The 24,199-nt window shown below is 63.3% G+C and carries 27 protein-coding genes and 1 pseudogene; 18 read left to right on the top strand and 10 right to left on the bottom strand.

Annotated elements, in window-relative coordinates; translation table 11 throughout:
* Positions 1 to 18 precede the first annotated feature (18 nt).
* The 5 genes from ASD12_RS14270 (at position 19) to ASD12_RS14250 (ending at position 6,173) form a co-directional block, all read left to right on the top strand.
* Entirely contained in the window at positions 19 to 1,908 is a 1,890-nt protein-coding gene (locus tag ASD12_RS14270; protein ID WP_056586723.1) for a potassium/proton antiporter, read from the top strand.
* Between the two features lie 147 nt (positions 1,909 to 2,055).
* Complete coding sequence (locus ASD12_RS14265; RefSeq protein ID WP_056586910.1) at positions 2,056 to 3,252, top strand: phosphoglycerate kinase; 1,197 nt, start codon at positions 2,056 to 2,058, stop codon at positions 3,250 to 3,252.
* A gap of 124 nt (positions 3,253 to 3,376) precedes the next feature.
* The gene (locus ASD12_RS14260) at positions 3,377 to 4,402 is read left to right on the top strand and encodes a class I fructose-bisphosphate aldolase (protein ID WP_056586720.1); all 1,026 of its coding nucleotides are present in this window, start codon (positions 3,377 to 3,379) and stop codon (positions 4,400 to 4,402) included.
* A gap of 176 nt (positions 4,403 to 4,578) precedes the next feature.
* The gene (locus ASD12_RS14255) at positions 4,579 to 5,319 is read left to right on the top strand and encodes a thioredoxin family protein (protein ID WP_056586718.1); all 741 of its coding nucleotides are present in this window, start codon (positions 4,579 to 4,581) and stop codon (positions 5,317 to 5,319) included.
* Positions 5,320 to 5,456: 137 nt separating this feature from the next.
* Positions 5,457 to 6,173 carry an SGNH/GDSL hydrolase family protein gene (locus ASD12_RS14250; RefSeq protein ID WP_056586715.1) on the top strand — a complete coding sequence of 239 codons (717 nt, stop codon included), beginning with the start codon at positions 5,457 to 5,459 and terminating at the stop codon, positions 6,171 to 6,173.
* Positions 6,174 to 6,207: 34 nt separating this feature from the next.
* Here the strand turns inward: ASD12_RS14250 and ASD12_RS34855 are convergent, their stop codons facing one another.
* Together ASD12_RS34855 and ASD12_RS14240 are read right to left on the bottom strand one after the other, a co-directional pair.
* Entirely contained in the window at positions 6,208 to 6,369 is a 162-nt protein-coding gene (locus ASD12_RS34855; RefSeq protein WP_082525434.1) for a hypothetical protein, read from the bottom strand.
* Positions 6,370 to 6,501: 132 nt separating this feature from the next.
* The gene (locus tag ASD12_RS14240) at positions 6,502 to 7,449 is read right to left on the bottom strand and encodes a ring-cleaving dioxygenase (RefSeq protein WP_056586710.1); all 948 of its coding nucleotides are present in this window, start codon (positions 7,447 to 7,449) and stop codon (positions 6,502 to 6,504) included.
* 307 nt (positions 7,450 to 7,756) lie between these two features.
* On the opposite strand from ASD12_RS14240, the gene ASD12_RS34850 reads away from it, so the two are divergent.
* The 4 genes from ASD12_RS34850 to ASD12_RS14225 all read left to right on the top strand — a co-directional run bounded on the left by ASD12_RS34850 (position 7,757) and on the right by ASD12_RS14225 (position 9,929).
* A complete protein-coding gene (locus tag ASD12_RS34850) occupies positions 7,757 to 7,924 on the top strand; it encodes a hypothetical protein (RefSeq protein WP_082525422.1) in 168 nt (55 codons plus the stop codon).
* Between the two features lie 84 nt (positions 7,925 to 8,008).
* Positions 8,009 to 8,599 carry a DJ-1/PfpI family protein gene (locus ASD12_RS14235; protein ID WP_056586707.1) on the top strand — a complete coding sequence of 197 codons (591 nt, stop codon included), beginning with the start codon at positions 8,009 to 8,011 and terminating at the stop codon, positions 8,597 to 8,599.
* 74 nt (positions 8,600 to 8,673) lie between these two features.
* Positions 8,674 to 9,081: a hypothetical protein gene (locus tag ASD12_RS14230; RefSeq protein WP_056586703.1), complete on the top strand. Its 408-nt coding sequence runs from the start codon at positions 8,674 to 8,676 to the stop codon at positions 9,079 to 9,081.
* A 128-nt stretch (positions 9,082 to 9,209) separates the two neighbouring features.
* Positions 9,210 to 9,929 (top strand): YafY family protein, encoded by a 720-nt coding sequence (locus tag ASD12_RS14225; RefSeq protein ID WP_027166621.1) that lies wholly within the window; start codon positions 9,210 to 9,212, stop codon positions 9,927 to 9,929.
* Positions 9,930 to 9,994: 65 nt separating this feature from the next.
* Here ASD12_RS14225 and ASD12_RS14220 read toward each other — a convergent pair whose 3' ends face one another.
* From ASD12_RS14220 to ASD12_RS14215, 3 genes are all read right to left on the bottom strand, one after another.
* The gene (locus ASD12_RS14220) at positions 9,995 to 10,690 is read right to left on the bottom strand and encodes a DUF1013 domain-containing protein (protein WP_056586700.1); all 696 of its coding nucleotides are present in this window, start codon (positions 10,688 to 10,690) and stop codon (positions 9,995 to 9,997) included.
* Between the two features lie 499 nt (positions 10,691 to 11,189).
* On the bottom strand, positions 11,190 to 11,330 hold the full coding sequence (locus ASD12_RS33130) for a DUF1127 domain-containing protein (RefSeq protein ID WP_082525421.1): 141 nt from the start codon (positions 11,328 to 11,330) through the stop codon (positions 11,190 to 11,192).
* Positions 11,331 to 11,523: 193 nt separating this feature from the next.
* A complete protein-coding gene (locus ASD12_RS14215) occupies positions 11,524 to 12,534 on the bottom strand; it encodes an NAD(P)H-quinone oxidoreductase (RefSeq protein WP_056586698.1) in 1,011 nt (336 codons plus the stop codon).
* Between the two features lie 123 nt (positions 12,535 to 12,657).
* Between ASD12_RS14215 and ASD12_RS14210 the strand changes: the two genes are divergently transcribed.
* From ASD12_RS14210 to ASD12_RS14200, 3 genes and pseudogenes are all read left to right on the top strand, one after another.
* Positions 12,658 to 12,852 (top strand): DUF1192 domain-containing protein, encoded by a 195-nt coding sequence (locus ASD12_RS14210; protein ID WP_032932003.1) that lies wholly within the window; start codon positions 12,658 to 12,660, stop codon positions 12,850 to 12,852.
* 73 nt (positions 12,853 to 12,925) lie between these two features.
* Positions 12,926 to 14,191 (top strand): annotated as a pseudogene (locus tag ASD12_RS14205) (MFS transporter); the annotation flags it as partial.
* A gap of 32 nt (positions 14,192 to 14,223) precedes the next feature.
* Entirely contained in the window at positions 14,224 to 14,487 is a 264-nt protein-coding gene (locus tag ASD12_RS14200) for a metalloregulator ArsR/SmtB family transcription factor (RefSeq protein WP_056586690.1), read from the top strand.
* 6 nt (positions 14,488 to 14,493) lie between these two features.
* On the opposite strand, the gene ASD12_RS14195 is transcribed toward ASD12_RS14200, so the two are convergent.
* Together ASD12_RS14195 and ASD12_RS14190 are read right to left on the bottom strand one after the other, a co-directional pair.
* Positions 14,494 to 15,150 (bottom strand): glutathione S-transferase family protein, encoded by a 657-nt coding sequence (locus tag ASD12_RS14195; RefSeq protein WP_056586688.1) that lies wholly within the window; start codon positions 15,148 to 15,150, stop codon positions 14,494 to 14,496.
* A gap of 94 nt (positions 15,151 to 15,244) precedes the next feature.
* Positions 15,245 to 16,081 (bottom strand): alpha/beta hydrolase, encoded by an 837-nt coding sequence (locus ASD12_RS14190; RefSeq protein ID WP_056586685.1) that lies wholly within the window; start codon positions 16,079 to 16,081, stop codon positions 15,245 to 15,247.
* Between the two features lie 98 nt (positions 16,082 to 16,179).
* Here ASD12_RS14190 and ASD12_RS14185 point away from each other — a divergent pair, with 98 nt between their 5' ends.
* The 3 genes from ASD12_RS14185 (at position 16,180) to ASD12_RS14175 (ending at position 17,617) form a co-directional block, all read left to right on the top strand.
* A complete protein-coding gene (locus ASD12_RS14185) occupies positions 16,180 to 16,701 on the top strand; it encodes a helix-turn-helix domain-containing protein (protein WP_056586683.1) in 522 nt (173 codons plus the stop codon).
* Positions 16,702 to 16,778: 77 nt separating this feature from the next.
* Entirely contained in the window at positions 16,779 to 17,012 is a 234-nt protein-coding gene (locus tag ASD12_RS14180; protein ID WP_023810948.1) for a hypothetical protein, read from the top strand.
* A 173-nt stretch (positions 17,013 to 17,185) separates the two neighbouring features.
* Positions 17,186 to 17,617 carry a heme-binding protein gene (locus ASD12_RS14175; RefSeq protein WP_056586908.1) on the top strand — a complete coding sequence of 144 codons (432 nt, stop codon included), beginning with the start codon at positions 17,186 to 17,188 and terminating at the stop codon, positions 17,615 to 17,617.
* Between the two features lie 165 nt (positions 17,618 to 17,782).
* On the opposite strand, the gene ASD12_RS14170 is transcribed toward ASD12_RS14175, so the two are convergent.
* The 3 genes from ASD12_RS14170 to ASD12_RS14160 form a co-directional block, all read right to left on the bottom strand.
* Positions 17,783 to 18,184, bottom strand: coding sequence for a hypothetical protein (locus ASD12_RS14170; protein ID WP_013529226.1), 402 nt, complete (start codon positions 18,182 to 18,184; stop codon positions 17,783 to 17,785).
* A 245-nt stretch (positions 18,185 to 18,429) separates the two neighbouring features.
* Positions 18,430 to 18,612, bottom strand: a complete 183-nt coding sequence (gene rpmF / locus ASD12_RS14165; RefSeq protein ID WP_008834724.1) for a 50S ribosomal protein L32 — start codon at positions 18,610 to 18,612, stop codon at positions 18,430 to 18,432.
* A 141-nt stretch (positions 18,613 to 18,753) separates the two neighbouring features.
* Entirely contained in the window at positions 18,754 to 19,515 is a 762-nt protein-coding gene (locus tag ASD12_RS14160; RefSeq protein ID WP_056586680.1) for a transglycosylase domain-containing protein, read from the bottom strand.
* Between the two features lie 222 nt (positions 19,516 to 19,737).
* Here ASD12_RS14160 and ASD12_RS14155 point away from each other — a divergent pair, with 222 nt between their 5' ends.
* From ASD12_RS14155 to ASD12_RS14145, 3 genes are all read left to right on the top strand, one after another.
* Positions 19,738 to 20,655 carry a polyprenyl synthetase family protein gene (locus ASD12_RS14155; protein ID WP_056586678.1) on the top strand — a complete coding sequence of 306 codons (918 nt, stop codon included), beginning with the start codon at positions 19,738 to 19,740 and terminating at the stop codon, positions 20,653 to 20,655.
* Between the two features lie 160 nt (positions 20,656 to 20,815).
* Entirely contained in the window at positions 20,816 to 21,622 is an 807-nt protein-coding gene (locus ASD12_RS14150; RefSeq protein WP_056586676.1) for a class I SAM-dependent methyltransferase, read from the top strand.
* A gap of 234 nt (positions 21,623 to 21,856) precedes the next feature.
* Entirely contained in the window at positions 21,857 to 24,196 is a 2,340-nt protein-coding gene (locus tag ASD12_RS14145; protein ID WP_056586905.1) for a response regulator, read from the top strand.
* Positions 24,197 to 24,199: the final 3 nt, after the last annotated feature.

Here is a 24,199-nt window from a genome sequence, read left to right as displayed (position 1 = left end):
TGAGGGGCTGATTTCAGGATGGAGCATGCGATCTATCTCGTCACGCTGGTCGGCACAGCTCTTGTCGTCGCCGCCGCGTTTTCGAGCCTGATCGCCTTCCGCTTCGGCGCCCCTCTTCTGCTCCTGTTTCTCTGTATTGGCCTCGCCAGCGGCACCGACGGCCTCGGCATCCAGTTCGACAACGCCCGCATCGCTTATTTTGCCGGCTCACTGGCGCTGGCCGTCATCCTGTTCGATTCCGGTTTCGGCACGCCGCTCAATGCCTTGCGGCAGGCTGCGGGCCCGGCTCTATCGCTGGCGACCTTCGGCGTGCTTGTAACCACCGGCCTGTTCGGCGCCGCCGCACACTATCTGCTCGACCTCACCTGGCTGGAATCCTTCCTGCTCGGCGCAGCCGTCGCCTCCACCGATGCCGCGGCCGTATTCTTCCTGCTGCGCGCCGGCGAGATCAACCTGCGCGAACGCGTGCGCTCGACGCTTGAGGTGGAATCCGGCACCAACGACCCGATCGCCATCTTTCTGACCATCACGCTGGTCGAGATCATCGCCGCCCACGCCAACCCGGAGACCAATGTCCTGGTCACCAGCCTGTTCCTCGGCTTCCTCCTCAACATGGGCCTCGGCGCGGTTGTCGGCGTGCTCGGTGGCCTCGCCATCGTGCGCCTCGTCGACCGGCTCAATCTCGATCACGGCCTGCTGCCGATCTTCGTGCTGACCTTGTCGCTGATGGTCTTTGCCGCCGCTGGCGCCATTGGCGGCTCGGGCTTCCTGGCGGTCTACATCGCCGGCCTCATTGCCGGCAATTCCGATATCCGCGCCGTCACCATCCTCAAGCGTTTCCAGGACGGCATGTCGTGGCTGGCGCAGATCATCATGTTCCTCATCCTCGGTCTCTTCGCGACGCCGTCGCAGTTTCCGGCAATCATGGCGCCGGCGGTAGCGCTCGGCCTGTTCCTGATGTTCATCGCCCGCCCGATCGCGGTCTGGCTCTGCCTGATCCCATTCCGTCTGCCACGCCCCGAAGTCGCTTTCGTCTCCTGGGTCGGCCTGCGCGGCGCGGTGTCGATCCTGCTCGCCATCACCCCGCTGCTCGGCGGGCTGGAAAACGGCCGTGTCATCTTCAACACCGCCTTCATCATCGTGCTGGTGTCGCTGGTCATCCAGGGCTGGACGGTTGGACCGCTGGCGCGCCGCCTCGGCCTGATAGTGCCGGCGCGGCTTGGGCCGCTGGACAAGGTCGAGCTGGAATTGCCGGGCTCGGCCCATCACGAACTTCTCGCCTATCGCGTCGCACACGGCAGCCCGGTGGCCCGCGGCGAGCGCATCCCACGCTGGGCACGGCCCTCGCTGGTGCTGCGCGACGGCCGCTCGATGCGCTTCCAGGACATGGGCCGGCTCGCTGCCGGCGACCAGGTCTACATCTTCGTGCCGGACCGCTATCCGCGCCTGCTCGACAAGCTGTTCGCCAGCCGCGCCGTGGTCGATCCCGAGGATGCCGATTTCTTCGGCGCCTTCGCTGTCGACCCGGCGCGCTCCGCCGCTGAACTGGAAGCGGCCTATACGCCAGGACTGACCGAAGCAGAGCAAAAGCTCACCGTCGGCGCACTGGTCACCACGCGGCTCGGCGGCCATGCCGAATATGCCGACCGCGTGCTGCTCGGTCCGATCGAGCTGATCGTTCGCGACGTCGATGACAAGGGCAAGATCACGGGCCTCGGCCTTTCCTTCGAGCCGACCGCTCCGGTGGCGCGGGTGCCGGTTTTCCTGAGCGCCGGCGAAATCAGCGATCGTGTCTCCGCCTTCATCCGCAACTGGCGCAAGCCGACCGAGACGCAGATGGCAGAGGCGCGGGCGGACGAGAAGCCAGCCTCCGAGCCGACAGAGGAGAAGGCAACGATCGAGAGCTGACAACTTCGATTGTGGGTGCTGCCCTTCATCCGCCCGCCGGCACAGAATCGTGCCAACTTCAAAATTTCGTTTCGAATCCGGCCTAAGCCTTGCATCGTCGTCGGCGCGGGGTATGTTCCCGGCGATTTTTCGCGAAAGGGAACCCGCATGGCCGCCTTCAAGACCCTCGACGATATCGGCAACATCAGCGGCAAGCGCGTGCTGGTACGCGTCGACCTCAACGTGCCCGTTGCGGACGGCAAGGTCACCGACGCCACCCGCATCGAACGCATCGCGCCGACCATCGCCGAACTGTCGGGCAAGGGCGCCAAGGTCATCCTGCTTGCCCATTTCGGCCGACCCAAGGATGGCCCGTCGGCCGAATTCTCGCTGGAGCCGATCGCCAGGGCGACGGCGGAGGTGCTCGGCCGCCCCGTCGGCTTCGCCAGCGATTGCGTCGGCGACATAGCGGGAAGCGCCATCGCCGCCATGAACAAGGGCGACGTAGTGCTTCTCGAAAACACCCGTTTCTACAAGGCCGAGGAGAAGAACGATCCGGTCTTCACCGAAAAGCTCGCCGCCAATGGCGACATCTTCGTCAACGACGCCTTTTCCGCCGCGCACCGCGCCCATTCTTCGACCGAGGGGCTGGCGCATCTGTTGCCGGCTTTTGCCGGCCGCACCATGCAGGCCGAACTCGAAGCGCTCGAGAAGGGTCTGGGAAAACCGGTCCGTCCGGTCGTCGCCATTGTCGGCGGCGCCAAGGTCTCGACCAAGATCGACCTGCTGATGAACCTGGTGAAGAAGGTCGATGCACTCGTCATCGGCGGCGGCATGGCCAACACCTTCCTTGCCGCGCGCGGCACCGATGTCGGCAAATCGCTGTGCGAGCATGATCTCGCCACGACCGCCAAGCAGATCATGATCGAGGCGGCCGAAGCCGGCTGCGCCATCATCCTGCCGGTCGACGGCGTCGTCGCGAGGGAGTTCAAGGCGGGCGCGGCCTGCGAGACCGTCGCCATCTCGGATGTTCCGGCCGACGGCATGATCCTCGATGTCGGCGCCAAAACCGTGACGACCATCGGCGAATGGATCGACCGCGCCGCGACGCTGGTTTGGAACGGCCCGCTCGGCGCCTTCGAGATCGCGCCCTTCGACCATGCGACGGTGGCAGCGGCCAAGCACGCGGCGGCGCGCACCAAGGCCGGCAAGCTGGTCTCGGTCGCCGGTGGCGGCGATACGGTGGCGGCACTCAACCATGCCGGAGTTGCCGATGACTTCACCTATGTCTCGACCGCCGGCGGCGCTTTCCTGGAATGGATGGAAGGCAAGCCGCTGCCCGGCGTCGATGTGTTGAAGAGGTAACTTGACGGGATTGGTGGTGCCAAAAGGGCGCTGGGAAGTTTCAATCGATTCGAGCTTTCCGATGCCATTCCTTTGGCGGTAGACTTCCGTTAAGCGCGGAACGAACCCCTTCAGGAGAAGCAGAATGAGCGAACGTCTCGAAGACATTGCCGCCGCGATCGTCGCCGATGGCAAGGGCCTGCTGGCCGCTGACGAAAGTTCCGGCACCATCAAGAAGCGCTTCGACGTCATTGGCGTTGAATCGACAGCCGACAGCCGCCGCGACTACCGCGAGATGATGTTTCGCGCCAGGGAAGCGATGACCCGCTTCATTTCCGGCGTCATCCTCTACGACGAGACGATCCGCCAGAAGGCCGCCGACGGCACGCCGCTGGTCGACATCATCAAGGCGGCGGGCGCCATCCCCGGCATCAAGGTCGATGCCGGCGCCAAGCCGCTGGCCGGCTTTCCCGGTGACACCATCACCGAGGGCCTCGACGGCCTGCGCGAGCGCCTTGCCGACTATTACAAGCTTGGCGCCCGCTTCGCCAAATGGCGCGCGGTGATCGACATCGACCAGGCCAAGGGCGTGCCCTCGGCCAATTCGATCGCCTCGAACGCCCATGCACTTGCCCGCTATGCCGCCCTTTGCCAGGAGGCCGGCATCGTGCCTATCGTCGAGCCGGAAGTGCTGATGGACGGCGCCCACGACATCGACACCTGCTACGATATCTCGAAGGCAACGCTGATCAAGCTCTATGACGAGCTCCATGCGGCGCGCGTCGTGCTGGAGGGCACCATCCTGAAGCCCAACATGGTGCTGGCCGGCAGGAAATCGGGCAAGGTGAGCAGCCCGGAAGAGGTCGCGGAAAAGACCATAAAACTGTTCCGCGAAACCGTGCCGGCAGCGGTGCCGGGCATCGCCTTCCTCTCCGGCGGTCAGGAGGACGAGGAAGCGACAGCCAACCTCAACGCCATCAACGCCATCGGGCCGCACCCGTGGAAGCTGACCTTCTCCTACGGCCGCGCGCTGCAGGCCGCGCCGCAGAAAGCCTGGAGCGGCAAGGCCTCGAACGTCGCCGCCGGCCAGGCCGCCTTCACCCATCGCGCCCATATGAACCATCTGGCGGCGCTTGGAAAATGGAAGGCGAGCCTGGAACAGGCCGCCTGATCACTGTTCTTTCTTCCTCCTTCGAACCCGGGCCGATGCGCCCGGGTTTTTTGTTTGTGACGTGCCGGGCTTGGGACGGAGTGTCCGCGTCCTTATTCCCCTTCGGCAAAATCCGGCAGCAATGTCGGGTTGGGCTCATCCCAAACGTCCTTGGGATGACATTCAGGGAGAGGTTCATGCATCGCAACAAGATTGTTTCGCGTGAGGACTGGTTCCAGGCGCACAAGGCGCATCTGGCCCGTGAGAAGGAACTGACGCGGCTTCGCGAGCGGATCGCTGCTGAACGGCGTGAACTGCCCTGGCTGAAGATCAGGAAGGACTATGTCTTCGAGACCGAGCACGGGCCAAAGAAACTGACCGACCTGTTCGCCGACAACAGCCAGTTGATCGTCTATCACTTCATGTTCGGGCCGGGCTGCGTCAATCATTGCGAGGGCTGCTCATTCCTTGCCGACCATATCGACGGCGCCAATCAGCATCTGCGGCATCACGACGTGTCGCTGATCGTGGTTTCGCGTGCGCCGCTGGCGGAACTTCTGCCCTACAAGCAGCGCATGGGCTGGAAGTTCGACTGGGTGTCGTCCTATGCCTCGGATTTCAACTTCGACATGCAGGTCTCCTTCACCGACAGGCAGATCGCCGCTGGTGACACCACGTACAATTTCGAGACCCGTCCCCGGACGTCGAAGGAGCTTCCCGGCAGCAGTGTTTTCTACAGGGACGAGACCGGCGACCTCTTCCTCACCTTCATGTCCCGCGCCCGTGGCGGCGAGGCACTGATCGGCACGTATGACTATCTCGACATGACGCCGAAGGGCCGCAACGAAACCGGCCCCTATCACGGCCTGATGGACTGGGTGCGCCTGCACGATGAATACGGCGACAGATCTGGAGCACAGGAGACTTGTTGCGACTAGAGCAATTCCAGGAAAAGTGTGAAGCGGTTTTCCCGGGAAAAGCGCATAGCGCTTTCCCTTGGGAATTGCGTCAAAACAAGAAGGCAGCACGACAACCGATCGTTCACGTCGGGCGCAACATGCGCTAAAGGGTGCGCATGCAGCGCCTTCTCGCCCTCCTCACCTGGCTCGCCTTCCCGGTCTATATCTGGCAGGGCCTCGGCGTGCGACGCCGCACCACGCGCATGCTGCCGGCGCAGGGGCCGGTCATGCACGAAATATCAGGCAAGGCGCCGGCGATCTCGCTTCTGGTGCTGGGTGATTCCTCCGCCGCTTCGGTCGGCATCGGCAATTCGGAAGATGGGCTTGCCGCGCAGCTCGCCGTGCTGATTGCGCAGAATACCGGCCGCGCCGTGCGCTGGCGGGCCGCCGGCTTCAATTCGGCGACCTCGGGCCAGATCCGCGACCATGTCCTGCCCAATCTGTCGGCCGATCCATGGACGCATATCGTGCTGGCCATCGGCACCAACGACACCAAGAATTTTCACTCGGTGCCGCGCTTCAAGAAGGAGTTCGGCGGGCTGCTCTACGGCCTACGCGCCAAATGGCCGGAAGCGCGCGTGGTGTGGTCGCCGGTGCTGGAGTTCACGCGGGCGCCGGCCATGCCGCCGCTGCTCGGAAAAATCCTTGAAATCCGCGCCACCGAAATGAACCGGATGGGAGAACGCCTTTGCCTGGAGCGCGGCGCGGTGCCGGCGCCGCGCCTGCCGATCACCAATCCCGAGGTCGGCTTCGCCTCCGACGGCTTTCATGCCTCGGAAGCGGGTTATCGAGCCTGGGCGGAACATCTCGTCGACCTGGTGCTCGCCAGCTAAATGGCCGGCACGGGCCAGCTTGCCAGGTCCTGGTCTATGTCCAATGCCCAAGCACGGCTGTTATCGAAATCGCCGCCATCGCCAGCAGCGCCAGCTTCCAGAAGTCGCTGCGCCGTTTCAGCCCCGGCCAGCCGAGCGGCTTGATCAGCTGGATGACCATGATGCCAACAATGACGAGCGCGAGAAGTTTCGACATGCCGCCTTTGACCAGCAACGTGGCCTGCTGTCAAAGCACGTCCTTCGTTGCCTGAGAGAGTTCGCTGCCTGAGAGAGAATGGGCGCCGCGATCCCGAACCGGAACGGCACCCGCCTTTGACCGGCGCGCGATCTACTTCAGCGGCTTGAGTCCGGCCTCGATCGAAGCGCGCTTCGGTTCGAGGAACGGAGGCAAGGCCAGGCTTTCACCCAGCGTTTCCAGCGGCTCGTCGGCTGTGAACCCCGGCCCGTCGGTGGCGATCTCGAACAAAATGCCATTCGGCTCGCGGAAATAGAGCGAGCGGAAGTAATAGCGTTCGACCTCGCCGCTCGACGGCAGCCTGAACTCGGCCAGCCGCGCCGTCCATTGATGCAGCGTCTCCTGGTCCGGCGCTCTGAAGGCGACATGGTGAACCGCACCCGCACCTTGGTGTGCCGGCGCCAGTCCCGGCTGCACCAGGACATGCAATTCCGCCGCCGGCCCGCCCTCGCCCATTTCGAAGACGTGGACCTGGCCATCCGGCGAGGCATGGTCGCGGGCCTTGCGCATGTTCATCACCTTGGTCACCACCGCCTCGGTGTTGGTGATGTCGGGAACGCTGATGACGATCGGCCCAAGCCCGCGGATCTGGTGCTCGGCCGGCACCGGGCTTTGCGCCCAGGGATGGCTGCCGCCTTTACCGCCATCGCTGACCAGGCGCAGACGCTGGCCCTCGGGGTCTTCGAAATCCAGGCAGGGATAGCCGCCGATGTCGGCGATCTCTCCCGTCACGATGTTTTCGTCGGTCAGGTGCTGCTTCCACCAGGCAAGGCTCTCCTTGCTGCCGACCCTGAGGCTGGTCCGCACGATGCTGTGCGTACCACGCCGCTCGCGGCCAACCGGCCAGTCGAAGAAAGTAAGGTCGGTGCCCGGTGTGGCTTCGCCATCGGCATAGAACAGGTGGTAGGCCGAGGTATCGTCCTGGTTCACTGTCTTCTTGACCAGCCGCAGGCCCAGCACCCTCGTATAGAAATGAAGATTGCCAGGCGCGTTGGCAGTGATGGCGGTCAGATGGTGGATTCCTGTCAGTTGCAGGCTCATGGTCGTCTCCCTGGTTTTGGGGAAGAATTTTCTCCTTCCATATCAGAACTGCGGCCACGTCGCTGAAGGCCGCGTATTCCGACAGTCCGTCGCCGGAAGCTGAACAGCGGCGCCTGACCCGGGTCGTTGCGGTGAACAGTCGGCATGAGCAAGCCTGTGACAATCACGGTTTGATGTCGCGAAAGCAAGGTTCCCTTCCTGGCAAATGCACCGGTCGGAATTATCGTCGCCGTCCCGCCATCCTCCTGACAGACTGCTGTCAGGAGGGGTGTGCGATAGTGTCTCCATCAGAGAGAGGAGACTAGCTATGAACGGTTCCATCATTCTGCGCGGCGTGCAGCACTATGTCGGCAAGATCCGCACGATGCGCAATGAGATCCGCACCCAGCGGTTCATGAACTCGCTGCCGGCGGACATTCGCAAGGATGTCGGCTGGCCGGACATGTATGCGGAACGTCGCTTCCATGGCAATTGAGACGAATCTTTCGACACAGCGGTTGGATGTGGGCGCCCCAACGCCCAGATAAGAACTCCGGCGCGCGAGGGATGGAGCGAGCTTATGCCCGAACAGAAGACAATCGGCTTTCTTTTCATCGAAGGCTTTGCCGACTGGGAATATGGGCTGCTGGCGGCCTCGGCGGTCGAATGGTTCGGCGCCCGCGCCGTATCGCTGGCGCCTGACGGCAAGCCGGTGACCGGGATCAGTGGTTTCCGGCTGACGCCTGACCGTTCGGCCGAGGCGGATGAGAACAACGATCTCGACGCCATCGCCGTCATCGGCTCCGACGAGTGGGTCGGCAAGGCGCCGCCGGATGTCGCCGGCCTGCTCAATGCCGTCGCGTCGCGCGGCGGCGTGGTCGGCGGTATCTGCGCCGGAACGCTGGCGCTGGCCCGCGTCGGCCTGTTCGAGAAAGCCAGACACACCAGCAATGGCCGTGACTGGATCAATGGTCATGAAGCCGGTTATGCCGGCGACAGCAATTATCAGGATGTGCCGCATGCCGTGGCTGACGGCAAGATTGTTTCCGCGCCCGGTTCGGGACCAGGCACCTTCGCGCTTGCTTTTCTGAAGACGCTTTATCCCGAAAGAGGCAATGATCTCGCGCAGATGCGGACACTGTTCGCCAAGGAATATGCTGAAGCTTCCTGACAGTACGCTGTCAGGAGGGGCATGCAATGGTGCGAGCCTCGGACACTACGCATCGGCGGTCGAAAGGACGATCGATGAAGAGTTGGAACGACCGATTGAACACACCAGGCATCAACGGCGTGAAGCCGACGCCGCGCACTGTGGCCGATGTCATCGAGGGTCAGCCGATGCTGGTGCCGACAGCGCGTCAGGTCGATGATTTCATCCGCTCGATTCCCGAAGGCGTCGAGATGGACGTGCGTGCGCTGCGCACCGCGCTTGCCATCGAGCACGGCGCCGAAGTGACATGCCCGGTCACAACAGGCTACCATCTGCGCACCGTTGCCGAAGCCGCCAAAGAGGATTTGGAGCGCGGCATGACATTGAGCGACGTGGCACCGTTTTGGCGCGTGCTCGATGCGAAAACGCCGACGACGAAGAAACTGTCCTTCGGCGCGGAGTTCGTCGCCGCGCAGCGCAAGCGCGAAGGGCTGAAACCATGATGTATGCCACCCAAAAGCGTTCTGCGGTTTTGGGATAACGGCATGCGCAAAAAACACGATGCGCACCGCCCAAAGGTGGACACCGGTTTTGGGCGACATGCATAGAGACAACGCCGAGGGACCATATGATGCGCCGCGCCGACAGGCTCTTCCAGATCGTGCAGCATCTGCGCGGTGGCCGTTTGGTCACCGCCCAGAAGCTCGGCACATGGCTCGAGGTTTCCGAGCGAACCATCTACCGCGACATTGCCGACCTGCAGTCGACCGGGGTGCCGATCGACGGCGAGGCTGGTGTTGGCTACATGATGAGGGAGGGTTTCGACCTTCCGCCGCTGATGTTCACGCGTGACGAGATCGTCGCGCTGGTAGCCGGCGCGCGCATGGTGCGCGCCTTTGGCGGTGCCGCCATGGCGCGTGCCGCCGACGAGGCGCTGGTCAAGATCGGCGCCGTCCTGCCCGATACCGAAAAAGACCGCATCGCGCGCACCGAGATACACACGCCGATGTGGGTGGTCAGCGACGCCGCGCGCGAGGCGATCGACCTGATCGAGCGCGCTGTCGAAAAGCGTCAGGTGCTGACCATCGACTACTCCGACGAGGCCGGGCGCGGCACCGCCCGCGATATCCGTCCGCTTGGCCTGTGGTTCTGGGGCAAGGTGTGGACGCTGGTCGCCTGGTGCGAGATGCGCGATGATTTTCGCGCGTTCCGCATCGATCGCATCGCCTCCGTGGTCATCGCAGGCCGTATCTTCAAACCGGAGCGTGGCAAGCAGCTTGCCGACTTCTACCGGGCGGTGGAGCGCAGCGAAGATTATGGCATGGCGCCGGATCGCGCCGCGCGGACCTGATACCTGACGCACCCCATAAAAAAACCCGCTCGAAGCGGGCTTTTTTATTGGAATGTCGGACAATCTCACTCGTCGTCGTCGTTGTCCGTGTTCTTCGACTTCAAGGCCGAGAGCTTGGCGAACACGGCGTTGGCATCGAGTTCGGCATCCTCGTCCTTCGGCTTCTCGGGAGCAGGCACCAACCGCTCGGTCAGGGCCGCCGGCAGCAGCGTGTCACCGACCGGCTGCGCCTGTTCGCGACCGCGCGAGGCGCGGTTGACTTCCATGTCGAGGTCGATCTGCGAGGAAAGGCCCAACGTCACCGGGTCCATCGGCTGCAAATTGGCCGAGTTCCAGTGCTTGCGTTCGCGGATCTGCTCGATCGTCGACTTGGTGGTGCCGACGAGGCGCGAGATCTGCGCATCCTTGAGTTCGGGATGGTTGCGCACCAGCCAGAGAATGGCATTCGGCCGGTCCTGACGCTTCGACAGCGGAGTGTAGCGCGGCCCCTTGCGCTTGGATTCAGGCACCCGCACCTTGGGGTCCGAAAGCTTCAGGCGCTGGTTCGAATCCTTCTCGGCGCGCGCGATCTCGTCGCGGGTAAGCTGGCCGGTCATGATCGGGTCCATGCCCTTGATGCCTTGCGCCGATTCGCCGTCGGCGATCGCCTTGACCTCGAGCGGATGCAGCCCGCAGAATTGCGCAATCTGCTCGAAAGAAAGCGCGGTATTGTCGACCAGCCAGACGGCGGTCGCCTTGGGCATCAGCAGCGTATTGGCCATTTAAAAATCCTTCTCGTTCGCCCGCGTTCCCGCGCGGGCGGTGGTTTAGGCCACCAAAAAATGGGAAATTCGCGGTCTGTATAACCGCTCTCTTGCCGTTTCGCAACGCTTTTGGAAGCAATCGCCGGAAGCCGTGGGGCCTTACCGAAACGGTTCCGCGCTCTTGAGCAGAACGACAAGCTGGCTTTGCTGGCGGGTTCCGGTCTTGGCAATAATCCGTTCGAGACAATGGCGCCCGGTCTCGACGGTGATGTTGGAGCCTGCCACCGCATCCAACAGGATTCGCCCATGTGAGAGCGCCGAGGCAAGATGCCATGCCGAAAACTGAGGTCAATCCTGCTCGATGACTGGCATCGGTTGAGACGGTCGTCGATCATCCCGGCCCTAAAACGACAAAACCCGCCGGACTGGGTCCAGCGGGCTCGGAACCGCGACGAAAGTCGTCTGATGCGGCTCTGGCTTCCACGGTCTGGTCCGCCGGAGCGGACCAGACCTGACTTCAGATGGCCCTGCGGGCGATCTTTTCGATGTCGGCGCGGTTGATGCCGAGATCGCTGAGCTGACGTGCGTTGAGACGGTTCAGTTCGCGGACGGTCTCGGTGTACATACGCCAGTTACGGTAAGCGCGGATCGGGTTCATGGCAGTCCTCCAGAATGATGTTCGTTTCGATGGTGCTCAAATAGGCGTCATCGATGAGGACTTGAATGGCTGATTTTGCATAGCAATAATGCAAATGCTGCATTGCAGCATTAAGCTTCTGTTCATCTTGTAGGCAGCCGCCGGTACGGACCTCGCTCGCTCGGCCTGCAGGCCGAGCGAGGCAATGCCGCTGTCAGCCGACGTCGAGCACGATCTTGCCGATATGCTCGCCGTCTTCCATGCGCTCATGCGCCCGCCAGGCTTCGCTGAGCGGGAAGATCATGTCCATCACCGGTGCCACTTTGCGGGTGCCGAGCAGCGGCCACACCTGCGCTTCCAGCGCCGCAGCTATCGCCGCCTTGAACTCGACGGTTCGCGGCCTCAGAGTCGAACCGGTGTGGGTAAGCCGCTTCACCATGATCTTCGAAAAGTCCGCGCTTGCGACAGAACCGGCCTGCACGGCAATCTGGACGATACGGCCCTCAACCGCCGCGGCCTCGTAATTGCGCGCCACATAGTCACCGCCGACCATGTCGAGGATGACATTGGCGCCCTTGCCACCCGTTGCCTCCTTCACCGCCGCGACGAAATCCGCCTCGCGATAATTGATGGCGCGGTCGGCGCCGAGCTTCAGGCAGGCATCGCATTTCTCCTTGCTTCCGGCGGTGGTGATGACATAGGCGCCGAAAGCCGAGGCAAGCTGGATCGCCGTCGTGCCGATGCCGGACGAGCCGCCATGGACGAGCAGCGTCTCGCCACGCTTCAGGCCGCCGCGCTCGAACACATTGTGCCAGACGGTAAAATAGTTTTCCGGCACGGCCGCAGCTTCCGTGTGGGTAAAGCCGGCCGGCAGCGGCAGCACACTGCCGGCATGAACCTTGACGTATTCGGCGTAGCCGCCGCCGGGCGTCAGCGCGCAAACGCGGTCGCCGATGCGCCAGCGCGATATGTCGTCGCCAACGGCCGCCACTTCGCCCGACGCCTCGAGGCCCGGCAGGTCCGACGCGCCGGGCGGCGGCGGATAGGCGCCCTTGCGCTGCTGGATATCGGGCCGGTTGACGCCGGCGGCATGCACCTTGATCAGTATCTCGCCGGGACCGGGCAGCGGCACGTCGCGCGTTTCCGGTTTCAGCACCCGTGGGCCACCCGGCTCCGAGATCGCGATGGCCGTCATTCTTGCCGGAATTTTCTGTCCGCTCGCCATGAGATTTCCCGTCTTTTCTCGCCGTTATCCGACCGGCTGTTTGCATCGACGCCCCTGCCCTATGTATGCTGATTGCCAAATCAGGCAAATGGCCAATCTGGTCTTGGCGGAGGAGGAGCGACGATGGCGATCTTCGACGACGAACCCAAGAAGAAGGCACGCCCGCACGAGATCGGGCAGGATCTGTCCTTGCTTTCCGTTGGCGAGCTGTCGGAACGCATCGGCATCCTGCGCGACGAGATCGCCAGGCTGGAGGCCGAGCTCAAGGCCAAGGACAGCACCAAATCGGCGGCCGAAGCACTGTTCCGTCGCGGATAGGTGCGCGGGCGCAAAGAGCCCGCCGCCGAAAAGCCCGAATGCGACTGTCTTCAGACCCAGCGCCCCTGTCAAACACGAGCCGGATCAAACAATGTTCGCAACCTACCGACCGATCCTCTCGCTGCTTCGCGGCACCGCCTTCCTGCTCGCGGCGTCCGGATTGCACGGGCTGCTCTTGCCCCTGCGCGGCCAGTTGGAAGGCTTCTCGACCGCATCGCTCGGCCTGATGGGCACGGCCTGGGCCGGCGGCTTCGTCACCGGCTGCTTCTTCGCGCCGCGCATCGTGCGCCGCGCCGGCCATGTGCGCGCCTTCGGCGCCTTTGCCGCATCCGGTGCCATCGTGGCGCTGCTCACCGGGCTGATCATCGACGAATATGTCTGGATCCTGCTGCGCGCCTTCACCGGCTTCACCATGGCCGGCGCCTTCATGGTCATCGAAAGCTGGCTGAACGAGAAGGCCAGCAACGAGAACCGCGGCACCGTCTTTGGCCTCTACATGATGGTCACCTATGCCTCGATCATGGGCGGGCAGATGATCGTCGCCGGCGGCGACGTGAAGTCGGCCTCGCTGTTCATGATCACCGGTATCCTGTTTTGCCTGTCGCTCATTCCGACCGCGGTTTCGAGTGCCTCCCACCCCAAGCCGTTGCAGGACGTCACGCTCGACGTCAAAGGCCTTTATGCCAACTCGCCGGTGTCGGCGGTCGCTTGCGTGTTGATCGGCATCGCCAACGGCGCCTGGGGCACGCTTGGCGCGGTCTACGGTGCTCGCATCGGCATTTCCACGGCAGAGATCGCCCTGATGATGAGCCTTGTGGTTGTTGCCGGCGCCGCCATGCAGCTTCCGGCCGGGCGCCTGTCCGACAAGACCGACCGGCGTTTCGTGCTGGCGGGGGCAGCTTTCGGCGCGGCTCTGTTCGCGCTCTTGATCTTCCTGTTCGAGCCACGCTCCGGCGTCTTCATCATCGTCTTCACCGCAGCCTATGGCGCCTTCGCCTACACGCTCTATTCGATCGCCGTAGCGCATGCCAACGACCACGCGCGCTCGGAGGATTTCGTCAAGGTGTCGGGCGGCCTGTTGCTGCTCTACGGCTTCGGCACGATGATCGGACCCTTGCTGGCCGCAGCCCTGATGGGCTGGATGCGCCCGGAAGGCCTGTTCCTGGCGACCGCCTTCGCGCATCTTTGTCTGGCCGGCTACACGCTGCTGCGCATCAGCCGCCGCGCGCCGGTGCCGATCGGCGACCGTGACGCCTTCAAGACGCAGCCGGCCGACCGCTCGGTCACTCCCGAAGCATTGCGGCTTGATCCCAGAAGAAAAGCAGAAGCAGACGGTTGAGATTCGAAAGGCTTTGCCTCACTAATACAGACATGATGTTTTCCGACGCCTTCATGGCAATTGCCGATCCCAACCGGCGCCATCTTCTGGAAGAACTTCGCCGCGGCCCGAAAACCGTCAACGAGTTGGCCGCAGGTTTGCCCGTATCGCGCCCGGCCGTTTCGCAACATCTTAAAGTCCTGCTCGACGCCGGGCTGGTCCACGCCAAGCCGGAAGGAACAAGGCGCGTCTATACGGTGAGCAACACCGGCTTCCTCAAACTCAACATCTGGCTCGATCAGTTCTGGGAAGCCTGACCCCGATCAGCCGTTGTTGTAAGGGAAGAACTTGAAGTAGGGCTCCGCCTCCTCGATCACGCGGGCGAAGGAAGGCCGCTGCAGCAGGCGATCGTGATAGCGCTTCACGGCCGGATATTTGTCGCCGAACGGCTCGACCTTGTTGGCATAGAACAGCGCGGGGGACGCCGCGCAATCGGCCAAGGTGAAGCTGTCGCCCATCGCCCAGGTCTTCGAGCCCATGTCCTGCTCGATGATGGCATAGGAGCCGCGCAGCTGGGCGCGCGCCTGCTCGACGCCGAACGGATCGGTCTTGTCCTGTGGCCGCAACCGGTCGCCGACGATCTTCTGCATCGGCTCCTGCACATAGAAATCATAGAAGCGGTCGGCCTGGCGAACTGCCAGCGCCATGTCAATGTCGGCGGGAACGAGGTCGACCGGCCCCGGATAATGCGCGGCCAGATATTCGACGACGATGGTCGATTCCAGCACCGTGCGGTCGCGCGCATCGTCGCGCAGCGCCGGCATCTTGCCGATCGGCGAAATCTTCAGGAAGACCTCGCGCGACTCGGCATTGCCGAGATCGACGATATGAGGCGTGAACGGGATGCCGTTTTCATAGAGCGCGATCAGCGGCTTCCAACAGAAGGAGGCCAGCGGGTGGAAATGAAGCGTCAGGGACATTTTTCGCTCGTTTGTTTCGTGGATTGTCGGTGGCCGCTCCGTGCGGCATGCCTATTGCGGTTGGCCTTATTCGTCAAAGCCAGCCTATGCTGCCTCAACCGGCTTGGACATGCGCGACGATTGCTGCGGATATCTCGGTCCAATCGTCGGGATGCAGCTCATGGCCGCCGCCTTCGATGCGGACAATTCTCGCGCCAGTGGCCGCCTCGGCCTGCGCCTCGCCATGCTCGATCGGAAAGATCGGATCCGCCGTACCATGGATGACCAGCAGCGGCGCCGCCATCTCATGCAGGCGGCCCTTCCACGCGTCGCCGCCCTTGAGCATGAAATGGTTGGTCGCGCTCAGCAAGCCGCCGGAGCGGTCGTAATCCTGCTCGATGAAAGCCCGCATCCGGGTTTCGTCGAATGGGTGCGCGATGCTGGCGATCGCCCGCGCATCCCTGACGATGAAATCGACCACCTGGCCACGGTCCGACCAGTCGACTTTGGCGCCCTCGGCCGAATGCTTGATATAAGCATCGCTGGTTTGCGGCAGATGCGAGGTGTCGGTTCCCACGGGCGAGCTGCTGATGACGGTCAGCGATGCGACGCGGGATGGGTGCTTGAGCGCCACAAGCTGTGCGATCATGCCGCCCATCGACATGCCGGCGACATGTGCCTTGACGACGTTGTGCTCGTCGAGAACATGCATCGCATCGCCGGCCATGTCGTCGAATGTGTAAGGCGGCTCTCCCGGTCCATATTTGGTCGACCGGCCGGTATCGCGATTGTCATAACGGATCACGAACAGGCCGGCATCGGCCAGTTTCCGGCACAGCGCCTGCGGCCACCAGAGCATGGAGGCCATCGCTCCCATGATTAGCAACAGTGGCGGGTTCCCCGGGTCGCCAAAGGCTTCGGATATGATTTCGGGGCGTTCGATCGCCGTCATTGCGCGGTCTCTTCTCTGCAATACTGATTGCATTTTGCAATCGGTTGCACGATAATAAAACTGATACGATAATGCAACCGGTTTGTTGGAGAAATCTCATGAGCATCGATCGCCGGTCCGGGTGCCCGATCAACCTGTCGCTGGAAGTGTTCGGCGACCGTTGGAGCCTGATCATCCTTCGCGACATGATCTTCGGCGGCAGGCGCCATTTTCGCGAGATGCTCAACGGATCGATCGAAGGCATCGCCTCCAACATTCTCGCCGACCGGCTGAAGCGGCTGATGGAATTGGGCATGCTGACCAAGGCCGACGATCCCTCGCACAAGCAGAAGGCGATCTACAGCCTGACCGAGATGGCGATCACGCTGGTGCCGATCCTGGCCCATCTCGGCGCCTGGGGCCGCGTCTGGCTGCCGGTCAGCGACGAACTGTCGATCCGCGCCGAACTTCTGGAAAAGGGCGGACAGCCGATGTGGGACAAATTCATGGACGAGTTGCGCCACGAGCACCTCGGCATGCCGCTCGATACAATGTCTGGCCCTTCTGTCCACGCGACCTTGCAGGCCGCCTATGAGGCGGTGGTTGCCAGCAAGGCCCTCGCCGCCAGCCCGGCCGCGTAACCAACTTATTTTCCCGTTTGGGGGTCGGCTCTGCTAGAAGAGGCGGAAAGCCATAATTCACGGGATTGGATAAGGTCTTGGTTGAGAACTCTCGGGATGCTGCCCGCGCGCGCGCCGACCTGCGTTTCAAGAAGCAGGAAGAGGCGGCAACCGTCCGCCAGAAGGCAATGGCCGAATACGTCGCGGAGAGTGACGCCCGTCAGGCCAAGACCAACAAGCTGCGGGCACTGCGTCTCGCCAAGGAAGCGGAAGATCTCGCCAACGCGCCGGCGGCACCCGCCAAGAAGCCGGCCCGCGCCAAGAAGAAATAGCCATCCCCCGGGCACGTCTGGCGCCATACAAACGGCAACGCCGTACCCGGATGGTGTCGGCGAACGCCGATTTCCATCCCGCCTCTTCACGCGAAGCACTTTCAACCGAAACCGGGATGTTATCTCGCCCGCCGACCGTCAATGATCGACGCGTTTTCAAACAGGAGACTGCCATGACCGCACTGCCGCTCGAAAAAGCCAGGCAAATCATCGATGCCGCCTTTGCCAAGGGCGCCGATCTCAAGCTCAAGCCGCTCGGCGTCTCGGTGCTTGATGCCGGCGGACATCTGGTCGCCTTCCAGCGCCAGGACGGCGCCTCGTTCCTGCGTCCGCAAATGTCGGCCGGCAAGGCCTATGGCGCGCTCGCCATCGGCATGGGCTCGCGCAAAGTCGAGGCCTTCGCCAAGGAGCGCCCGCATCTCGTCGCCGGCATCTCGGACGTATCGGGCGGACGCGTGCTGCCGGTCGTCGGCGGCGTGCTGATCCGCGACAAGGCCGGCGCCATCATCGGCGCCGTCGGCATTTCAGGCGACACGTCGGACAATGACGAAGCCGCGGCAATCGCCGGCATCGAGGCCACCGGTTTCACCGCCGATCCGGGCTGAGCATCCTTCGACATTGAGGCGAGGCTGCGTTGAGATTCAGGTCAGGCCGAGTCGAAAATGGTGGCCTCCGAGAACCGGAGCGGAGCGTACTTTTGGGTACGTGAGCACCGGAAGCGCAGGAGGCCGCCATTTGCAGGCCGGCATCACCTGAATATCAATGCAGCCTTAGTTGAGATTGATGTCCCGGCTCGCCGACCGCATCGACACCGCGAATCCGGCCAGCACATCGAACAGCGCGATGACCATCAGCGTGAAGAAGACGGAGTGGGCGGCGCCCTTTACCAGCAGGAACTCGACCAGGAACGCCACGAAGACCAGCGTCGACAGAAGGTGGTCCATGATCGAGGCATTGGTGGTGCGCACCGATTTCGCCATTTCGAGGAACAGGAAGATCAGCCCGATCAGCACCATCAGATCGCCAAGCGTCATCGAGAACACGCCGCCCGACATCATGCTGAAGGAGAAGACTTCGCTCGCCCACGGATCGTCACCGCTGCCGAATATTCCCAGCAATCCGAGATTGTAGAGCACGAAAGGCACGATCAGCAGCGGAATGGCACCGAACATCTGGCGTCTCCATTTGGGGGCAATCCTTTGTAGAATGCGCCACAGGCACGCCGTCAAGATGTTTCGGTGGCCGCGCTGAACACGGTCGAAGACCGCGCGCAACAACCATGTCAGCCCGTTGCCCAGTTGGAGAACTGCAACGATTGCCGCCCGCGCTTCGAGATGCGCGCCACCCCGCCCCCAAACGCAAAAAAACCGGCCACTGGCCGGTCCTTTTGTAATTCAAACCTTTGGAAAAGCTGGTCTCAGCTTTCCTTGGGCGTCAACACCTGGCGACCGCGATACATGCCGGTCTTCAGGTCGATATGATGCGGGCGGCGCATTTCGCCGGAATTCTTGTCCTCGACATAAGTCGGGGCCTTGAGAGCGTCGGCCGAGCGGCGCATGCCGCGCTTGGACGGAGAGGTTTTTCGTTTCGGAACGGCCATGGATATGCTCCATTACATGGTCAAAAAGCCCCGCCCGCCCTCGTGAAAGGGCCGTGTCGGGGCCGGAATCTGAGAAAGTCGGGTGCCTATACACGCCCTGCGCCGTTTTGGCCAGCACTGGCGCGAATTTTTTTGAGTCGGCTAGCGGAGACAGCCGACATAGGCGCCGGAGCGGCCGGCGCGCCGCTCGATCAGATTGGCCAGCCGTCTCAGGCCCGGTCCGGGTTTGGCCGGATTGCGGGCGATGGGATTTGGCAAGGAGACGGCAAGCAGGGCGGCCTGTCGTCGCGACAACTGTTTTGCCGAAACGCCGAAATGGTGCTGTGCCGCGGCCTCGACACCGTAGATGCCCGGCCCCCACTCGGCGATGTTGAGATAGATCTCCATGATGCGCCGTTTCGACATCACCGCATCGAAATAGACGGCCAGCGGCAGTTCGACCACCTTGCGCACCGAACCCAGCGGCCGTGACCAGAGAAACAGGTTCTTCACCGTCTGCATGGTGATGGTCGAGGCGCCACGCGTTGCTTCACCGGCCAACGCGTCGTCGACGACGCCCCGCAATTCGCCGAGATCGACGCCACGGTGGAAGCAGAACTGCCCGTCCTCCGACATGATGACGGAATTGGCCAGCACCGGCGACACGTCGTCAATCGACACCCAGCGGCGGTCATAACCGGAGAACGTCGCCAGGTCCTTCAGCATAAGCGTCGAGACCGGATGCACGAAGGATGGCAGATAGAGGAACGTCAGCACGACCGGAATCAAAGCCAGCACCGCGGCCACGACGATGCCGCGCCGGACCCAGCGCTTGAGACCACGGCGGTTTACGCCTCGCGATCTCGTCGCCATGTCCAGCTTTTCGGTTTCATGATCGACGATCGGTTCCGCCAAGCCGCCCAACCCGTGCCAGAGAGCTCGTTTTGAAACTCGCTCCTGTGAGTCATATGACGGTGTTTTCGAGAACCGGAGCGGAGCGTACATTCGAGTACGTGAGCACCGGAAGCGCAGAAAACGCCTTCAGATGACCGCAGGAGTAGAGTTTCCAAACGGGCTCTTACTGCTCCGGCATAATGGCGCTTGCCTTCTTGCGCAACGTCTGAGTGTCGGCTACCGGTCCCGGCCATGACGAATGACGACGAAATGGCGTTCGAAATGGCGCTCATCCGACGCGCTGCCGCCGTCGAGGTGCTGCTGCGCCGGCTGCTCGACGACCGCGCGCTTTCGGGCGAGATCGCCCGGCCCGGTCGGCTGATGGCGGCGATGCGCCACGGCGTCTTGAACGGCGGCAAGCGCCTGCGCCCCTTCCTGGTCATGGAAAGTGCCGCACTTTTTTCCGCCGACGGCGAGGCGGCGCTGCGCGTCGCGGCAGCGCTTGAATGTGTGCATTGCTATTCGCTGATCCACGACGATCTGCCGGCCATGGACGACGATGATCTGCGCCGTGGCCAGCCGACCGTGCACAAGGCCTTCGACGTGGCGACCGCCATCCTGGCCGGCGATGCCTTGCTGACGCTTGCCTTCGACATCATCGCCGGCGAGGCGACCACCCTGCCGGCAGAGCGGCGGGCAGCATTGGTGCTGGCGCTTGCCCGCGCGGCCGGGGCGGGCGGCATGGTCGGCGGCCAGAAGCTCGACCTCGAAGCCGAACAGGCGCCACCGGACGAGGCCGGCATCATCCGGCTGCAGGCGATGAAGACCGGCGCGCTCATCCGTTTCGCTTGCGAGGCCGGCGCCCTTATCGCCGGCGCTGCCGCTGAGGATCGCGAGCGGCTGGCCGAATTCGGTTCCGCGATCGGCCTTGCCTTCCAGCTTGCCGACGACCTGCTCGACCTGACCGCCGATGCCAGCCAGATGGGCAAGGCGACGGGCAAGGACGCTGCCGCGGGCAAGGCGACGCTGGTCGCGCTGCATGGCGCGAATTGGGCGCGCAGCCAGCTGCACGGCCTCGTCGAACAGGCGCATGCACTGCTCGAGCCCTATGGCGACGACGCCCAGTTGCTGAAGGACGCGGCGACATTCGTGGCGGCGCGTAACAGCTGAGGTTGGGGCCAACCAAGACATCGAGTTGATCAAAGCTCGCTCGTCCTCGGCGGCCGGTTCAGAGATTGAACTTGAACGGAAGCCTGCCGAAGCAGAGGATCGACATCGCTTTGCCATCCGCACGGCAACCACGCGGTGCGGACAGAGTTGGAGGGATGCCATGTCGACCACCGACAAGCTGTTCAGCGGTTCCATTGCCGAGGTCTACGACCGGGCGATGGTGCCGCTGATCTTCGAGCCATATGCGCGGGACCTGGCGGAGCGGGTGTCGAAGCTCGGGCCGCAGTCGGTGCTCGAAGTGGCGGCGGGCACCGGTGTGGTGACACGTGCGCTCGCAGCGAGGCTGCCGGCGCAAACACGCATCGTGGCTACCGACCTCAACCAGCCCATGCTCGACCACGCGCGCACGCGGATGACGGACGATCCTCGTATCGTCTGGCAGCAGGCCGACGCCCAGGCGCTGCCCTTCGAGGACGCACGGTTTGATGCCGTGGTCTGCCAATTTGGCGCGATGTTCTTCCCCGATCGGGTGGGAGCCTACTGGCAAGCCCGGCGGGTGATGCGGCCGGGCGGGCATTTCCTGTTCAACGTCTGGAGTGCCATCGAAGAGAACGAGTTCGCCGAGGAAGCGACGCGGGCGCTCGGCCATTTCTTTCCCGCCGATCCACCGCGCTTCATGGCGAGGACACCGCACGGCTACCACAATGCCGACGCCATCCGCGCCGACCTGCGTGCGGCCGGATTCCACGACGTCGCCATAGAGCCTCTGGATGCCGTGAGTGCCGCTCCGTCGCCTTATGATGCGGCCGCGGCCTATTGCCAGGGCACACCCCTGCGTGCCGAGATCGAGGCGCGCGGCGGCTCGCTGGAAGAGGCGACGCGATACGTGGCGAATGCCATGGGGAAGCGGTTCGGGGAAGGCCCGGTGAGTGGCCGCATCCGCGCCCTCGTCGTGGCGGCGGCCTGATGCATGTCGCCAGAGTGACCTCGGTTTGGGGAGAATGGCGGCCTTGGGAACAGAGACTAAAGCGGGTCGTCTGAATTCGTTCAGACGCCACGCTTTCCTTGCGAAAGGATTGTCAGGGTCAAAAAGCTGTCATCCATCCAGAGATTCGTATGGTTGGCCTATCCACACGAAATTTTAATGTAAATGAAGCGTAATCCCGACCATTAAAATGATGCGTATGTGTTGGGGTTGCGCATGCCGGAATATTCGTCCTTCATCCGGTCAGTCCGGATTCGCTATATTTCAGGTTTGCTGATCTTCGCGTTGGCTTCCGCAGGCATCGTGATTGCGCTCGATCGTGTCAATTCCTTTCGCCGTGACATCGATGCGCTGAGCAGCAACCTCGTCGTCTTCACCCGCGATCTGCGCAACGCGACCAGCTTTGCCGAGACGACCGGCACAGCCTGGCGGGCGGAGACACGCGATGCGCTGACCACATCGGCGCGCGGCCATTCGGAACGCCTGACCGGCGAGATCGAGACGCTGACCGCCCAGCTTGCGGCGATCAAGCCGCGCCTGTCGACCAAGACCGTCAACGAGCTCCAATCCGCTTCCGTCAACGGCGACCTGTTCTGGTCGCCGCGCGACATGGTGCGCAACTTCAACCTGATGTCGATGGCGCAGAAGGTCGACGAATGGAGCTATCGCGAGATCCGCAACCAGAACGACCTGTTTGCCCAACCCATGCTGGTCCGCGTCCGCACCGCCATGGACGATGAGCGTCACCTGGCCGATGCCTCCAGCGACAGGCTGTTGTTGTGGGCGAGCGGCATCCTGTTCGCAGCCCTTGCCATCGTCGCCTTCTGGATCTTCCGCCCGATGGAAGTGGCGATCCGCCGCGCCTTTGCCGAATCCGCCGAATCCCTGTTCAAGGCCGAGGCCGCCGACCGCGCCAAATCGGAATTCCTGGCCAATATGAGCCACGAAATCCGTACGCCGATGAATGGCGTGCTCGGCATGGCCGAACTGCTGGCCAAGACCGATTTGACGGCGCGCCAGAAGACCTTCACCGACGTCATCGTCAAATCCGGCAATGCGCTGCTCACCATCATCAACGACATCCTCGATTTCTCGAAGATCAATGCCGGCCAGCTCACCCTCGACCCCGCTCCCTTCCGCCTTTCCGAGGCGGTCGAGGATGTGGCGACGCTGGTCTCGGCGCGCGTCGCCGAAAAGAACCTCGAACTGATCGTGCGCGTCGACCCGCGCCTGCCGGCCCATGTCGTCGGCGACGCCGGCCGGTTCCGGCAGATCATCACCAACCTCCTCGGCAACGCGGTGAAGTTCACCGAAAAGGGTCATGTGCTGATCGATGTCGGCGGCGAGATCGTCAACGACGTGGTCCAGCTCAAGGTTCGCGTCGAAGACACCGGCATCGGCATACCGGCCGAGAAACTGCAGAACGTGTTCGAGAAATTCGCGCAGGTCGACGGCTCGTCCACCCGCCGCCATGAGGGCACGGGGCTGGGCCTCGCCATCGCCGCGCGTCTCGTCGACCTCATGGCAGGCAAGATCGGCGTCGAAAGCGAGATCGGCCGCGGTTCCGTGTTCTGGTTCGCCGTGCCGCTGCCCGCGCATCATGCCGCGGCGCGTGACGAGATCGTGCCGGTCGACGTCACCGGCGCGCGCGTGCTGGTCATCGACGACAATCCGGTCAACCGCGAAATCCTGCTCGAGCAGCTCAGGAGCTGGAGCTTCGATTGTGCCGCCGCCGAAAGCGGCGCCGTGGGCCTGGCCTTCCTCGACCGCGCCTTTCAGCTGGGCGCCGCCGTCGACTGCATCATCCTCGACTACCAGATGCCGGGCATGAACGGCGCCGACGTCGCCAGAGCTATTGCTTCCGACAGCCGGCTGTCCTCCATCCCGGTGGTGTTGCTGACCTCCGTCGACCAGGTCGATTTCGGTAAGATGATCATCGACTTCGGCATTGCCGCGCACCTGACCAAGCCGGCGCGCTCCGCCGTCCTGCTCGGCACCGTCATTTCGGTTGTGCAGAAAGCCCGTTCGCAGGTCGGCAAGGCGCAGTTCGTCCGCGAGCCGATCGTGCAGGCTCCCCCGGCAGCACCACCTGCCTTTACCGTCATCCGCGGCCCGGCGATGCCGGCCACGACAGTGCCGGAATCGGCAACCACGCCGAACGGACCGATCGACATCCTCATTGCCGAGGACAATGACGTGAACCAACTGGTGTTCGGTCAGATCCTCAATGGGCTGGGACTCAGCTATCGCATCGCCGGCAATGGCCGCACGGCGGTCGAGATGTATCGGGCGCTGCGCCCCAAGCTGATCCTGATGGATGTCTCGATGCCGGAGATGAATGGCTACGAAGCGACCCGCGCGATCCGGGCCATGGAGACCTCGACGGGCGCGCACATACCGATCATCGGCGTCACCGCGCATGCGCTGAAGGGCGATCGCGACAAGTGCATCGAATCGGGCATGGACGACTATCTGCCGAAGCCCGTTTCGCCCGACCGCCTCGGCACCAAGATCGGCACTTGGCTCAGCGAGACGGTGGTGGCCAAGACCGCCTAGCCT

This window comes from Mesorhizobium sp. Root102 (assembly GCF_001425625.1).
In the GTDB taxonomy this organism is placed as follows: domain Bacteria; phylum Pseudomonadota; class Alphaproteobacteria; order Rhizobiales; family Rhizobiaceae; genus Mesorhizobium.
This window is presented reverse-complemented; position numbering and strand designations above follow the sequence as displayed.